14 protein-coding genes are annotated in these 13,922 nt (G+C 72.8%); 7 read left to right on the forward strand and 7 right to left on the reverse strand.

The features are described from left to right. Position 1: 1 nt before the first annotated feature. The 6 genes from AQJ64_RS34545 (at position 2) to AQJ64_RS34570 (ending at position 5,829) form a co-directional block, all read left to right on the forward strand. Positions 2 to 1,042 (forward strand): ABC transporter permease, encoded by a 1,041-nt coding sequence (locus tag AQJ64_RS34545; RefSeq protein ID WP_055636490.1) that lies wholly within the window; start codon positions 2 to 4, stop codon positions 1,040 to 1,042. Beyond that, positions 1,042 to 1,908: an ABC transporter permease gene (locus AQJ64_RS34550; protein ID WP_079062121.1), complete on the forward strand. Its 867-nt coding sequence runs from the start codon at positions 1,042 to 1,044 to the stop codon at positions 1,906 to 1,908. The genes AQJ64_RS34545 and AQJ64_RS34550 overlap by 1 nt, the downstream gene beginning before the upstream one ends. Next, complete coding sequence (locus AQJ64_RS34555) at positions 1,905 to 2,657, forward strand: nucleoside phosphorylase (protein ID WP_055636491.1); 753 nt, start codon at positions 1,905 to 1,907, stop codon at positions 2,655 to 2,657. The genes AQJ64_RS34550 and AQJ64_RS34555 overlap by 4 nt, the downstream gene beginning before the upstream one ends. Continuing rightward, a complete protein-coding gene (locus AQJ64_RS34560; RefSeq protein WP_059203281.1) occupies positions 2,654 to 3,982 on the forward strand; it encodes an amidohydrolase in 1,329 nt (442 codons plus the stop codon). The genes AQJ64_RS34555 and AQJ64_RS34560 overlap by 4 nt, the downstream gene beginning before the upstream one ends. Positions 3,983 to 4,029: 47 nt before the next feature. After that, entirely contained in the window at positions 4,030 to 4,701 is a 672-nt protein-coding gene (locus AQJ64_RS34565) for a FadR/GntR family transcriptional regulator (RefSeq protein WP_059203282.1), read from the forward strand. Between the two features lie 156 nt (positions 4,702 to 4,857). After that, on the forward strand, positions 4,858 to 5,829 hold the full coding sequence (locus tag AQJ64_RS34570) for a PAC2 family protein (RefSeq protein ID WP_055638659.1): 972 nt from the start codon (positions 4,858 to 4,860) through the stop codon (positions 5,827 to 5,829). Positions 5,830 to 5,868: 39 nt separating this feature from the next. On the opposite strand, the gene AQJ64_RS34575 is transcribed toward AQJ64_RS34570, so the two are convergent. From AQJ64_RS34575 to AQJ64_RS34595, 5 genes are all read right to left on the reverse strand, one after another. Then, positions 5,869 to 6,831, reverse strand: coding sequence for an SMP-30/gluconolactonase/LRE family protein (locus AQJ64_RS34575; protein ID WP_055638660.1), 963 nt, complete (start codon positions 6,829 to 6,831; stop codon positions 5,869 to 5,871). 205 nt (positions 6,832 to 7,036) lie between these two features. After that, positions 7,037 to 8,266, reverse strand: a complete 1,230-nt coding sequence (mshC, locus tag AQJ64_RS34580) for a cysteine--1-D-myo-inosityl 2-amino-2-deoxy-alpha-D-glucopyranoside ligase (RefSeq protein WP_055638661.1) — start codon at positions 8,264 to 8,266, stop codon at positions 7,037 to 7,039. Positions 8,267 to 8,380: 114 nt separating this feature from the next. Next, positions 8,381 to 9,214 carry an SCO1664 family protein gene (locus AQJ64_RS34585; protein ID WP_206189942.1) on the reverse strand — a complete coding sequence of 278 codons (834 nt, stop codon included), beginning with the start codon at positions 9,212 to 9,214 and terminating at the stop codon, positions 8,381 to 8,383. Then, positions 9,178 to 9,768, reverse strand: coding sequence for a DUF3090 domain-containing protein (locus tag AQJ64_RS34590; protein ID WP_055638663.1), 591 nt, complete (start codon positions 9,766 to 9,768; stop codon positions 9,178 to 9,180). The genes AQJ64_RS34585 and AQJ64_RS34590 overlap by 37 nt, the downstream gene beginning before the upstream one ends. 87 nt (positions 9,769 to 9,855) lie before the next feature. Then, positions 9,856 to 10,542 carry a histidine phosphatase family protein gene (locus tag AQJ64_RS34595; RefSeq protein WP_055638664.1) on the reverse strand — a complete coding sequence of 229 codons (687 nt, stop codon included), beginning with the start codon at positions 10,540 to 10,542 and terminating at the stop codon, positions 9,856 to 9,858. Between the two features lie 61 nt (positions 10,543 to 10,603). Between AQJ64_RS34595 and corA the strand changes: the two genes are divergently transcribed. Then, positions 10,604 to 11,599, forward strand: a complete 996-nt coding sequence (gene corA, locus AQJ64_RS34600; RefSeq protein ID WP_055638665.1) for a magnesium/cobalt transporter CorA — start codon at positions 10,604 to 10,606, stop codon at positions 11,597 to 11,599. Positions 11,600 to 11,658: 59 nt separating this feature from the next. Here corA and AQJ64_RS34605 read toward each other — a convergent pair whose 3' ends face one another. Both AQJ64_RS34605 and AQJ64_RS34610 read right to left on the reverse strand, forming a co-directional pair. Further along, positions 11,659 to 12,447 carry a ferritin-like domain-containing protein gene (locus tag AQJ64_RS34605; protein WP_055638954.1) on the reverse strand — a complete coding sequence of 263 codons (789 nt, stop codon included), beginning with the start codon at positions 12,445 to 12,447 and terminating at the stop codon, positions 11,659 to 11,661. A 213-nt stretch (positions 12,448 to 12,660) separates the two neighbouring features. Further along, positions 12,661 to 13,716, reverse strand: coding sequence for an LLM class F420-dependent oxidoreductase (locus AQJ64_RS34610; protein WP_055638955.1), 1,056 nt, complete (start codon positions 13,714 to 13,716; stop codon positions 12,661 to 12,663). Positions 13,717 to 13,922: the final 206 nt, after the last annotated feature.

The following is a 13,922-nucleotide window of genomic DNA, read 5'->3' on the forward strand; positions in this document are numbered from 1 at the left end:
CATGACACGTACATCCCTCGCGGGGGCGCTGCGTTCCCCGCTCACCTTCTCCGTGCTCGCGGGCCTGGTCATCGGCGCGCTGTTCCTCGTCGGCACCGGCGCGGACCCGCTCACGGCGTACGAGGCCGTGGTGACCGGCGCGCTCGGCGGCGACGGCATCGGCGCGACCCTGACGACCACCACCGGCGTGCTCGGTCTGGCGCTCGCGCTGGCGGTCCCGCTGCGGGCCGGGCTGATCAACCTCGGCGGCGACGGGCAGATGGTCCTCGGCGGGATCACCGCCGCCGTGACCGGGCTCAACTCCCCGCTGCCCGCGCCCCTCACCGTCGTCCTGGCCCTGCTGGCGGGCACGGCGGCGGGCGCCGGGTACGCGGTCCTGGCCGCGCTGTGCGAGAACCGGCTCGGGGTCCCGCTGCTGGTCAGCAGTCTGCTGCTGAGCTACCCGGCGGTGTCGCTGGCCTCCTACCTGGCCCGCTACCCGCTCAAGGAGCCGGGCTCCAGCCTGCCGCAGACCCGCGCCCTCCCGGACGGGGTGGCGCTGCCCGCGTTCGGCGACTCGACGGTCACCCTCGGGCTGGTCCTCGTCGCACTGGCCGCCGCCGCGTACTGGTTCACCGACCGGCGCACCGCCCTCGGCTACGAGATCCGCATGACGGGCCTCAACCCCCGTTTCTCCGCGTACGCGGGCGTCGAACGCCGGGGCCTCACCCTGCGGCTGATGTCCGTCTCCGGAGGTCTCGCGGGGCTGGTCGGCGCCATCGGGGTGCTGAGCTTCCCGTACCGCTTCGTGGACGGCTCACTGACCGCGCCCGGCTACACCTGGACCGGGCTGACGGCGGCGCTGCTGGCCGGCGCGGCCCCGCTCGGCACGGTGATCGCCGCGTTCTTCTTCGCCGTCCTCCAGGTCGGCGGGCTCGCGATGGAGCGGACCACCGAGGTGCCGCGCGAGCTGACCCAGGTGCTCCAGGCCATCGTGATCGTGTTCCTGGCGGCCCGACTGCGGTTCCCCCGCCGTCTGTTCCGGAAGCGGGTGACCGTCTGATGTTCCTCGACTCCGACCTTCTGATGTCGGCGCTGCGCGCGCTGACCCCGATCCTGCTGGCCGCACTGGGCGGTGCCCTGTGCGAGCGGGCCGGGGTGTTCAACATCGGCCTCGAAGGCATGATGCTGCTCGGCTGCTTCACCTCGGTGGCCACCAGCTGGTTCACCGGCAGCCCCTGGCTGGGCGTGCTCGCGGCGGCCCTCGCGGCGGCGGCGTACTCGCTGATCCTGGCCGTGGGCGCGGTGACGCTGAAGGGCGACGCCGTGGTCCTCGGCATCGCCATGAACCTCCTCGCCGTCGGTCTGACCAGCTTCCTGCTGCGCACGGTCTTCGGTGTGCAGGGCACCTTCGACGACCCGTCCCTCCAGGGGCTCCCGCTCATCGGCGGCTTCAGCCCGCTCGCCCACCTCTCGTGGGCGGCGGTCGCGGTGGCCGCGCTGCTGCTGTCCCGGCATGTGTGGGGGCTGAGGCTGCGCGGGGTCGGCGAGGCGCCCGACGCGGCGGCCACGCTCGGCGTGCGCCCCGCGACGTACCAGTACGGCGTGATCCTGCTGTCCGGGGTGCTGTGCGGTCTGGCCGGCGCCCAACTCGCGCTCGGCAACGTCACGTTGTTCACCGAGAACATGACGGCCGGCCGTGGTTGGATCGCTGTCGTGGCCGTCATGCTCGGCCGGGCCGCGCCGCTCGGAGTCCTGCTCGCGGCGCTGCTGTTCGGGCTCGCGGAGGCGGCCGGGTTCCGTCTCCAGGGCCTCGGCCTGCCGCAGCAGGCGACCGACGCCGCGCCGTACGTCGTCACGCTCGGCGCCCTGTTCCTGACGACGGCCCGCCGCCGTCGCACCCCCCGTCCCTCTGGAGCACGTTCATGACGCAGGACCTCCTGCCCATCACCCGCGTCCCCCGCACCGGTCTGCCCGCGCACGCGGTGGTCGTCGGCGACCCGGCGCGCGCCGCCGCCGTCGCCGCGCTGCTCGACGGCGCCGAGGAGGTGTCGTACCACCGCGAGTACCGGGTGTTCAGCGGAAGCTGGAAGGGCGTGCCGGTGGTCGTCGCCTCGCACGGGGTGGGCGCGCCGGGCGCGATCCTGCTGTTCCAGGAGCTGGCGGACGCGGGCGTGAAGGTCTTCCTGCGGTTCGGTACGGCGGGTGCGATGAAGCCGGGCATCGGCGACGGCGATCTGGTCATCGCGGAGGCGGCCGTCCGCGACGACGGTGTCACCCACCAGCTGCTGCCCCCGGAGTACCCGGCGGTCTCCAGCCCGGAGGCCGTGTTCGCGCTCCAGCGGGCCGCCCGCGAGAGCGGCGCCCCGCACCACCGGGGTGTCGTCTGGACCCGGGCGGCCTTCCAGCCGGGGCTCCTCCCCCTCTTCTCCTACGACGGCGCCGGGCTCGCGGCGATCGAGATGGAGCTGTCGGCGCTGCTGGTCACGGCCTCGCTGCGCGGGCTGGTGGCCGGCGGGGTGCTGGTCGTGGACGGGGCGAACGCCGACGAGCTGGTCGACGAGGAGTCCACCGGCGGATACAACCCGCACCGGGACGTCGTCGCGGCCGGGGTCGAACGGGGTGCGGTGGTGTCGCTGGAGGCGCTGCGGCTGCTGGCGGAGGACGAGTCGGCGTGAGCATCGATCTGCTGGTGCACGGCGGTGACGTGCTCACCGTGGACGAGGACGGGACGGTCGTACGGGGCGGGGCCGTCGCGGTCCATGACGGGGAGATCCTCGCCGTGGGGACGGCCGAGGGTGTCAGGGCCCGCTTCTCGGCCGCCGAGGAGATCGACGCCGAGGGCTGTCTGGTGCTCCCCGGGCTGATCAACACCCACACCCACCTCGCGATGACCCTGCTGCGGGGCCGCGCCGACGACGTCACCCTCCAGGGGTTCCTGGAGCGGGTGCTGCGGTGGGAGGCCGAGCTGCTGGAGCCGAAGAACGTGGCGGCGGCGGTCAGGCTGGCGATCGCGGAGAGCGTACGGGCCGGGGTGACCTCGGCGCTGGACATGTACTGGTTCCACGAGGCGGCCGAGGAGGCGGCACGCGGGGTGGGCTGGCGGCTGCTGACCGGGCCGACCTTCATGGACGTGCCCAAGCCGCCGGACGGCAGGGACTTCGGCGCGCGGCTGGACTGGGCGCGGCGGGATCTCGAGGCCCGGGGTGCGGCGCGGGGCGGGTACCGGCCGGTGGTCTTCGCGCACTCGGCGTACACCCTCTCCCCCGGGCAGCTCACCGAGGTGTTCGCGCTGGCGCGGGAGTTCGGGGCGCTGGTGCACCTCCACGCGGCGGAGAACGCGACCGAGGTGGCGACCGTCGAGGTGCGGCACGGCAGGCGGCCGGTGGAGCTGCTGGACTCGCTCGGGCTGCTCGGCCCCGATGTGCTGCTCGCGCACGCCGTGGACCTGACCGGGCCGGAGATCGCGGCGCTGGCCCGCACGGGTACGGCCGTCGCCCACTGCCCGGTGTCGAACCTGAAGCTGGGGTGCGGGATCGCGCCGGTGCCGAGGCTGCTCGGCGCCGGGGTGACCGTGGGGCTGGGCACGGACGGGGCGGTCAGCTCCAACTCGCTGGATGTGCTGGGGGCGGTGCGGCAGGCGGCGCTCGTGCACAAGGCGGGCGGCGACCCCACGGCGGTCGGCGCCGAGCAGGCCGTGCGGATGGCGACGGCCGAGGGGGCGCGGGCGCTGGGGCTCGGGGACCGGCTGGGGTCCCTGGAGGCGGGCAAGCGGGCCGATCTGATCGTGCTGGACCTGAACGCGCCCCATCTGCGACCCGCGCACGACCCGTGGTCGACGCTGGCGTACGCGGCGCACTCGGCGGATGTGCGGGACACGGTCGTGGACGGGCGGGTGCTGATGCGGGACCGTGTGCTGACGACGCTCGACGAGCGGGCGGCGGTCGCCGACCTGGAGGTTCTCGTCCGATCACTCCCCAGCGACGCGGTGCCGTGCTCATAATGACCTGAGACATCCGATGTCTGCTCGGGAAGAGAGGAAGGCCGGTCATGGCAGTCACCGACGAGGCGATCGAGAAGATCAAGGGCATGATCGTCTCGGGTGCGCTGCGCCCCGGCGACCGGCTCCCCAAGGAGAGCGAACTGGCCGCCGAACTGGGGCTGTCCCGCAACTCCTTGCGGGAGGCGGTGCGCGCCCTGTCGCTGATCCGGATCCTGGACGTGCGCCAGGGCGACGGCACCTATGTGACCAGCCTCGACCCCCAACTGCTCCTGGAGGCGCTGTCGTTCGTCGTCGACTTCCACCGCGACGACACCGTCCTGGAGTTCCTCGCGGTACGGCGCATCCTGGAGCCGGCCGCGACCGCGATGGCCGCGCTGCGGATCAGCGAGCAGCAACTGGACGCGCTGGACGCCCAGTTGGACAAGCTGGGGGACGCGCCGTCGGTGGAGGAACTCGTCGCCTGCGACCTGGAGTTCCACCGGGGCATCGTGCAGAGCGCGGGGAACTCGGTGCTGTGCTCGCTGCTCGACGGACTGTCCGGGCCGACCACCCGGGCCCGGATCTGGCGGGGGCTGACCCAGGAGGACGCGGTCGCCGGGACCCTGCGCGAGCACCGCGCGATCCTGGCGGCGCTGCGCGACCGGGACGCGGAGGCGGCGCGGTCCTGGGCGACCGTGCACATCGCCAGCGTGGAGCAGTGGCTGCGGTCCACCCTCTGAGAGGCGCCGTCCGAGAGGGCGGTGGCCCGGGGTGTTCGAGCATGGCGAACGGGGCAGTGATCCGTTCACTCCCCCGTGCAAGGGGGCTGCGGGCGCCCCCGCGGAACGCCGTAAGGTTGGGTGGTCAGGCGAGGGCACGTCGGAAGGAGGCGCTGGGTGATCGAGCTCGAGGGGGTTCCCGAGCTGATCGACCCGGTCATGGTGGCCGCGTTCGAGGGCTGGAACGATGCCGGCGACGCCGCCTCCACCGCGGTCGCGCATCTGGAGCGGGAGTGGAAGGGCGAGGTGTTCGCGGCACTGGACGCCGAGGACTACTACGACTTCCAGGTGAACCGCCCCACGGTGTTCATGGACGGCGGCGTGCGCAAGATCACGTGGCCCACGACGAGACTGTCCGTGGTGCGGGTCGGCGGCGAGAAGCCGCGGGACCTGGTGCTCGTGCGCGGTATCGAACCGTCCATGCGCTGGCGCTCCTTCTGCAACGAGCTGCTCGGTTTCGCGCACGAGCTGGGCGTGGAGCTGGTGGTCATCCTGGGTGCCCTGCTCGGGGACACCCCGCACACCCGTCCGGTCCCGATCAGCGGGACGACCTCCGACGCCGATCTGGCGCGGCGGATGGATCTGGAGGAGACCAAGTACGAGGGCCCGACGGGCATCGTCGGCGTGCTCCAGGAGGCGTGCACGCACGCGGGCGTGCCGGCCGTGTCGCTCTGGGCGGCCGTACCGCACTACGTCTCCCAGCCGCCGAACCCGAAGGCGACGCTGGCCCTGCTCAACCGGCTCGAGGACCTGATCGACGTGCGGATCCCGCTGGGCGAGCTGCCCGAGGACGCGCGGGCGTGGCAGGTGGGCGTGGACCAGCTGGCGGCGGAGGACAGCGAGGTCGCGGAGTACGTGCAGACGCTGGAGGAGGCCCGCGACACGGCGGAGCTGCCGGAGGCGTCGGGCGAGGCGATCGCCCGTGAGTTCGAACGCTATCTGCGGCGCCGGGACGGCGGGGGCCCGCCGGACCCCGGGGAGCGGACCCGTCCGCCGAGGCCGCCGAAGCCCAGCGGTGAGGCCGGTGAGGCCGGTGAGGCCAGTGACACCGGGGATTCGCCGGGCGACGAGGATTCGTCGGAGGAATGATCGGGGCGGTGCGTTTCCTGGAACGCACCGCCCCTTCCGTCAGGCCGGGACGGCGACGACCGCGTACGTCGTCCCGGGCGTGGGCGTCGTCGTGAAGCGGGCGTTGGGCAGGTAGAGCCGGTTCCCGAAGGCGGCGACCGTGGTCGGCACGTCGAAGTCGGAGTCCGTGATCCGGCGCCGGAAGACACCGCTGCGGCCGTCGGCGGCCAGGGTGAACACGTCGATCGCGTTCTGCCGGTTCTGTACGACGTACAGCGTGCGCCCGGTGCGCAGCAGTCCGTCGCCGTTGGTGAGGGGCGCCGCGTCACCGAGGTCGACCAGGGTGGTGACGCCGGTGCGCGGGTCGACGCGGTGCAGTCCGCCGGCGCCGCTCTGGACGACGAGGAGCGCCGAGCCGTCGGGGGTGCGGGTGATGCCGTTGGCGTTCACGGATCCGTCGGCGGCCTGGGTCCAGTCGCCGCTCAGCGGGAGGCGTACGACGGCGGCGGCGTCCGGGAGTTCACCGCGCCGGCCGAGCGGCAGGGCGTACAGGACCGGCTGGTAGGAGTCGGTGAACCAGGCCGCGCGCGGGGTGAGGAAGACGTCGTTGGTGAAGGTCGGGGTGGTGGCGGCGAGCGGGTAGGAGGCGAGGATCTCGCCGCTGCGCACGTCCACGACCCGGGCGCCGGCGTCTCTTGCGGCGACGAACAGCCGCCCCCGGTCGTCGAGTTTGAGACCGACCGAGGGGGTGCCGGGGCCCGTCGAGATGATGCCGCCCTCCCCGGTGCGCAGGTCGGCGCGGTAGAGGGAGCCGTCGCCGAGGGAGCCGAGATAGGCGTAGGGGGCGCGGCCGATGGCGATGCCCTCGGGGCGGAAGCCGTCGGGCAGGGGGATGACGTCCGGCCAGGAGGCGGTGGCGTGGGCGGGTGTGCCGAGGGAGGCGGCGCCTAAGGTCGCGGTGCCGAGGGCGAGCAGTCTGCGACGGGAGAGGGGATGTGCGAAGGAACCGTGCGTGGGTGCCACGGAGCGTCCTTCCGCGAAGGGGACCGGCAGTTGGCCGGTCCGGCGGTCAACTACCGCCCCACCTCACCACATGGACCCCCGCGGCCACAGTGCGTCGTGGCCGGTCCACAGCATTTCGACAGGGAGCACGCCGGCAGCGGGCAGGCCGGCGGTGTGCGAGGGGCCCTTCACCGGGCGAACCGGCGAAGGGCCCCTCGCACGCGGATTACAGCGCGACGCCGAGCAACGCGTCGACGGCCCGGGAGACGACCCCGGGGGCGCTGATGTCCGTGCCGCCCCGCTCCTCCTGGAGGGCGGCCCAGCGGTCGACGGCGGCCAGCGCGGCCGGGGCGTCGAGGTCGTGCGCGAGGGCCTCGCGGATCTCCTCCACCAGCGCCTCGGCGGGCGGTCCGTCGGGGCGGGAGACGGCGGCGCGCCAGCGGCCGAGGCGGGCGACGGCGTCCGCGAGGACCTGGTCGGTCCACTCCCAGTCGGCCCGGTAGTGGTGGGCGAGCAGGGAGAGGCGGATCGCGGCGGGGTCGACGCCGTCCCGGCGGAGCTGGGAGACGAAGACGAGGTTGCCCTTGGACTTGGACATCTTCTCGCCGTGCAGGGCGACCATCCCGGCGTGGACGTAGGCCTTGGCCATGGGGAACTCGCCGGTGAGCACCTGGGCGTGCGAGGCGCCCATCTCGTGGTGCGGGAAGGCGAGGTCGGAGCCGCCGCCCTGGACGTCGAAGGTCATGCCCAGGTGGTCCAGGGCGATGGCGACGCACTCGATGTGCCAGCCGGGGCGGCCGCGGCCGAGGGAGCCGCCGTCCCAGCTGGGCTCGCCCTCGCGGGCGGCCATCCAGAGCATCGGGTCGAGGGGGTTCTTCTTGCCCGGGCGGTCCGGGTCGCCGCCGCGCTCCGCGGACAGCAGCCGCATGGCGGCGGCGTCGAGGTTCGAGACCTTGCCGAAGTGCGGGTCGGACTCGACGGAGAAGTAGATGTCGCCGTCCAGCTCGTAGGCGGCACCCGCGTCGCGGAGCCGTTCGACGAGCGGGACGATGCCGGGTATCGCCTCGACGGCGCCTATGTAGTGCTGCGGGGGGAGCATCCGCAGGGCGGTCATGTCCTCGCGGAAGAGGGCGGTCTCCTTCTCGGCGAGGGCGACCCAGTCGACGCCGTCGCGCTCGGCGCGCTCCAGGAGCGGGTCGTCGACGTCGGTGACGTTCTGGACGTACTGAACCTGCCGCTTGGTGTCGAGCCACACGCGCTGGACGAGGTCGAACGCGTTGTAGGTCGCCGCGTGTCCCATGTGGGTGGCGTCGTACGGCGTGATGCCGCAGACGTAGAGACGGGCGACGGGACCGGGGTCAAGGGTGACCGGACCACCGGTCGCGGTGTCGTGGATCCTCAGGTCGCGGCCCTGACCAGGCAGGGCGGGGACCTCGGAAGCGGGCCAGGCATGCATGTCATGAGCGTAACCCGGACGGATGTTGTGCATACGAGCCGGAGCGGGCCGGATGACCGGGAAGGCGTTCTTGCGCGTTTCCGCCCCGTGTGCATACGGCATGCATACGGCCCGTTACACCGGTGGCCAAGGGATGGCGGGCCACTCACCCCCGGGCTCGGGGTGTCGCCCGCTTTCCAGGAGCTCGTCGACCCGCGCGCGCGTGGCCTCCACCTCGGCCGGGGTGAGGAGCGGGGTCAGGGTGCCGGTGAGCGCCCCGGAGGGTTCCAGCGCGGCCCGGAGGCCCTTGAGGACGTCCACCGCCTCTCCCGTCAGGGGCTCCCCCGCCCAGCCCCACAGGAGGGTGCGCAGCTTGTTCTCGGTGTTGAAGGTCACTCCGTGGTCGATGCCGTAGAGCCGGCCGTCGGCGGTGGGCAGGAGGTGGCCGCCCTTGCGGTCGGCGTTGTTGATCACCGCGTCGAGGACGGCGAGCCGCCGCAGCCGCCCGTCGTCGGCGTGCACCAGCAGCGCGGTCCGGCCCTCGCCGACCTCGGCGAACCCGATCGCCCTCCAGCCCGGCTCCGGTTCCTCGCCGTCGACCAGGGCGAGCAGCTCGGCCTCGGGGGCCACCTCGATCCACAGCTGGCACATGCCCTCGCCGTACGGCCCGTCGCGCAGCACGGTGGGCGGTACGAGGCCCCAGCCGGTCGCCTCGGAGACCTCGTACGCGGCGACCTCGCGCCGGGCGAGGTTGCCGTCGGGGAAGTCCCACAGGGGTCTCTCGCCGGCCACGGGCTTGTAGACACAGGTGGCCTCACGGCCCTCGTGGGCGACGGTGCAGTACAGGGCCGCGTTGGAGGCGTCGCGGATACGGCCCCGTACGGTCAGCTCGCCCCGGGCGAGGAGATCGGCGAAGGCCGGGTCGGTGGTCGTCACGCCCCGCGGCGGTATCCGTTCTGGCGCGGACATACGTGTCCTTCCGGGTCGAGCGGCAGGCTGCACAGCGGGCACGGCGGCCGGCCGGCGTTGACGACGTCGAGGGCGCGCTTGGCGAAGGCTCTCGCCTGTGCGCCGGTGAGCCGGACCCGCAGCATCGGGGGCCCGTTCTCCTCGTCCTGGAGGAGCCGTTCCTCGGCCTCGGCGAGATCCTCCTCGGAGTCCGCCTCCAGCTCCACCAGGGCCTGTGCCTCCACGATCATGCGCTGTTCCTCACCGTCCCAGGCGAGGGCCATGGTGCCGACCCGGAACTCCTCCTCGACGGGGGCCTCCAGGGGGGCGGTGTCGGCGTTCTCGGCGGGCGCCACGGCGGGCACCGAGGCGCTTCCTCCGCTACGGCGTACGACCTCGTCCAGCAGCTCGTCCATGCGCTCGGCGAGCGCGGCGACCTGGGTCTTCTCCAGGGCCACGCTGGTCACCCGGGCGCCGGAGGTGGCCTGGAGGAAGAAGGTACGGCGCCCGGGCAGCCCGACCGTACCGGCCACGAAGCGGTCCGGCGGGTCGTAGAGGAACACCTGACGGGACACGTCCTGTCTCCATGGGAGTCGTGGGTTCGGGAACGTCCATGCGTGTACGCGTGTGTGTGGACCGCTTCACCCTACTGCGGCCGACGATCACGGTGCGCCCGCGCCGCCCCCGACCGTCGCGTCGCCGCTCGGGGGTTCCTCGCGCGGCGCCAGGGAGGCGAAGTCGCCGGTGTCGCCGAGGCGTACGAGAAAGGGCCGCAGCCGGGTGTAACGGATCGCGGTGATGGAACACGGTTCGACGGAGATCCGCTGGAAGAGGTCGAGATGGAGTCCGAGGGCGTCCGCCACGAGCGACTTGATGATGTCGCCGTGCGAGCACATCAGATAGACGGCGTCGGCGCCGTGGTCGCGCTCCACGCGCGCGTTCCACTCGCGTACGGCCTCGGCGGCGCGGGTCTGCATGGCGCGCATGGACTCACCGCCGGGGAAGGCGGCCGCGGACGGGTGCGCCTGGACGACCTCCATCAGGGGTTCGTCCTTCAGCTCGGCGAGTTTGCGCCCCGACCAGTCGCCGTAGTGGGCCTCCCCGATCCGCTCGTCGGTGTGGACGGGCAGACCGGGGCGGGCGTCGAGGAGGGGCCGGACCGTCTCCTGGCAGCGTTGCAGGGGACTCGCGACGACCTCGGCGAGCGGCAGCCCCTCCAGCCTGCCGGGCAGCGCCGCGGCCTGCGCGGCCCCGCGCTCGTCGAGCGCGACACCGGGCGTCCAGCCGGCGAGCACTCCGGAGGTGTTGGCGGTCGAACGTCCGTGCCGGACCAGGATCAACGTGGGCATGCGGCCCAGCCTAGGTCGGGCGCGCGTGCGCCGGGGGCCCGGTGAGGGGAGAATACGCTCCGTGATCGTCGACTGCGGGCTCTACCGCGACGGGCATCGGGCGGAGGGCCCGGCGGACCTGTCCGACGCCCTGGCCGAGGCGCGTGCGTCGGGCGGTTTCGTGTGGATCGGGCTGTACGAGCCCACGGAGGACGAGTTCGAGCACGTCACCGAGGAGTTCGGGCTGCATCCGCTCGCCGTGGAGGACGCGCTCAACGCCCACCAGCGGCCCAAGCTGGAGGTCTACCACGACTCGCTGTTCCAGGTGTTCAATCCGGTCGTGTACGAGCCCGAGAGCGACACCGTCTCCTCCGGCGAGATCATGGTCTTCCTCGGCGACGCCTTCGTGGTCACCGTCCGCCACGGCGAGGGCTCACCGCTGGGTGCCGTACGGCGGCGCCTGGAGGACGATCCGGAGATCCTCGCCAAGGGGCCCACGGCGGTGCTGTACGCGGTCGCGGACGCGATCGTCGACCACTACCTGGAGGTGGTGACCGAGCTCGGCACCGATCTGGAGGAGCTGGAGACGGAGGTGTTCTCACCGACGGGCGGCGGCTCGCGGAACACCGCGTCGCGGATCTACGGCTTCAAGCGGCAGCTTCTGCACTTCCGCCGCGCCTGCGTGCCCCTGATGCCGCCGATGACCCGGCTGGCGGAGACCGGCGGGCTCGGTTCAGGACTGCCCTTCGTCAACGACCGGGCACGGCCCTTCTTCCGGGACGTCAGCGACCATCTCACGCGCGTGAACGAGTCCGTGGAGGGCCTGGACCGGCTGGTCTCCGACATCCTCAGCGCGCATCTGGCGCAGATGAGCGTCCGCCAGAACGACGACATGCGGAAGATCTCCGCGTGGGCGGCGATGGCGGCCGTGCCCACGATGATCGCCGGGATCTACGGCATGAACTTCGACCACATGCCGGAGCTGCACTGGCTGTGGTCGTACCCGGCGGTGATCGCGCTGATGGCCGCCCTGGAGGCACTGCTGTACCGGCTGTTCAAGCGGCGGGGCTGGCTGTAGCTCCCCGGGTCCCAGGCCCCGCACCCCGCACCCCGGGCCCCGGGGCCCGGGCCCCGGGCTCAGGCGTATTCCGGGGCGGGGGTCGCGGGTCCGCCCAGCGCGTCGCGGTGCTCGGGCATCTCCAGGGACACCATCCGCCGCCAGCCCGCGAACCGCTCCCAGGCGTACAGGCCGTGGACACCGGCCGCGAGGACCGCGGACTTGGCCCTCGGCCAGCCGAGGATGCGGCCCATGTGGGCCATGACGGCGAGGCTGACGTCCCGGTAGACCCGGATCTCGGCGAGCGCGCACGCGCGCAGGGTGCGCTGGATGGCGCGGCCGTGCCCGGCTCGGGCGAGGCGCAGCAGTTCCTCGTGGCAGTAGGCGAGGTGGCTGTCCTCGTCGCGGGAGATCATCTTCACCGCGCGGCCGATGTCGGGGTGGTCGGCGAAGTACCTGCGCAGGAGGTCCATCTGCTCGGAGGCGCGCTGCTCGGTGACCCGGCTGTGGGCGAGGTAGGTGACGACGTCCTGGACGGTCAGCGGCCGGTCGGCCCGGAGCCGGTCATGGGCGAGGCCGATGCCGTCCCGCTCCAGGAGCATCGTGTAGTCCGTCTCCGGCGGCACCGGGACGGGGCGCACGCCCCGCTTCTTCATCAGGGCGTTGAAGATGCGGCCGTGTTTGTCCTCGTCGGCGCCGTGGCGGGCGATCTTGGGGGCGAGGTCGCGCTGGTCCGGCGGGACGAGCGTGGCGATCCGGGCGTTCTCCCAGCCGCCCTGCGACTCCCCGCCGGCGGCGATGGAGCAGAACAGCGCGAACGACTCGTCGTTGTCGAGGATCTCCTGGAACAGACTCTTGGCCGAAAGCATGCAAATCAGTCAAATGCGGGACGACATGGGCCGCAACAGATGGGTCCGGGGACTCGGCCGAAAGGATGAGGGCGACGGTGCCCCCGTGAGGCGTAACCGCGCGCGCTCCGGCGCGTTGTTCTCCGTGACGGCCGTGGCGGGGAAGACCCCCGAGCCCCCACCACGGCCGCTGTAACCTCCCCGCCGCCGGAATGCCCCGCCGCCCAAATCTCCCTACGCCAGGCCGGCCAGCTCCAGCGCCCGCGAGCCCGCGCGCAGCGAGGCGAGGCGCTCGTCCAGGGTGAAGCCCGCGGGGGCGAGCGTGAGGGTGGTGACGCCGGCCGCCGCGTAGGCCTTCATCCGGTCGGCGATCCGCTCCACCGAACCGAGCAGCGTGGTGCCGTCGATCAGGTCGTGCGGGATCGCGGCGGCGGCGCCCTGCTTGTCGCCGGCCAGGTACTTGTCCTGGACCTCGGCGGCCGCCTCCTCGTAGCCCATGCGCCGGGCGAGCTGGTTGTAGAAGTTCTGCTTGCGGCTGCCCATGCCGCCGACGTACAGGGCGGTGTACGGGCGGAAGGTGTCGGCGAGCTTCTCGACGTCCTTGTCGTCGCCGACGGCGAGCGGCAGCGTCGGACAGACGTCGAAGCCCTCCATCGTCTTGCCGGCCTTCTCGCGCCCGGCCCGGATGTGCCGGAGCGCGGTGTCCTCGATGTGCTCGGCGGACGGGAAGATCAGCAGCGCGCCGTCGGCGATCTCGCCGGTCTGCTCCAGGTTCTTCGGGCCGATGGCGGCGATGTACAGCGGGATGTGCTCGCGCTCGGGGTGCACGGTCAGCTTGATCGGCTTGCCGGGGCCGCCGGGCAGCGGCAGCGTCCAGTGCTCGCCCTCGTAGGACAGCCGCTCGCGCGTCATCGCCTTCCGTACGATCTCGACGTACTCGCGGGTGCGGGAGAGCGGTTTGTCGAACTTGACGCCGTACCAGCCCTCGGAGACCTGCGGTCCGGAGACGCCGAGGCCGAGGCGGAACCGGCCACCGGAGAGGGAGTCGAGGGTGGCGGCGGTCATCGCGGTCATCGCGGGCTGACGCGCCGGGATCTGGAAGATGGCCGAGCCGACGTCGATCCGCTCGGTCTTGGCGGCGACCCAGCTCAGCACGGTGGCGGCGTCCGAGCCGTAGGCCTCCGCGGCCCAGCAGACGGCGTACCCGAGGCGGTCGGCCTCCTGGGCGACGGCCAGGTTGTCCCCGTCCATTCCGGCACCCCAGTAGCCGAGGTTGATCCCGAGCTGCATGGCCGATTCCCCTTACTGATCAGTAACGACGCTGTCGTGCCGACCTTAGCGCGGGGGACGGGGGTCGGGGAGGCCGGTGTGGCGAGGGTCGCGTGGCTGCGCGGGGTGAGCGCGGTGGGGCGGGCGTGCGGGGAAGGGGAGTTGAACGGGACGGCGGGCGCGGGAGGGCGGTCGGGCGGTGTGGCCTGCGGGGCAGCGGGACGGTG

It is taken from the genome of Streptomyces griseoruber (assembly GCF_001514205.1).
Classification (GTDB): domain Bacteria; phylum Actinomycetota; class Actinomycetes; order Streptomycetales; family Streptomycetaceae; genus Streptomyces; species Streptomyces griseoruber.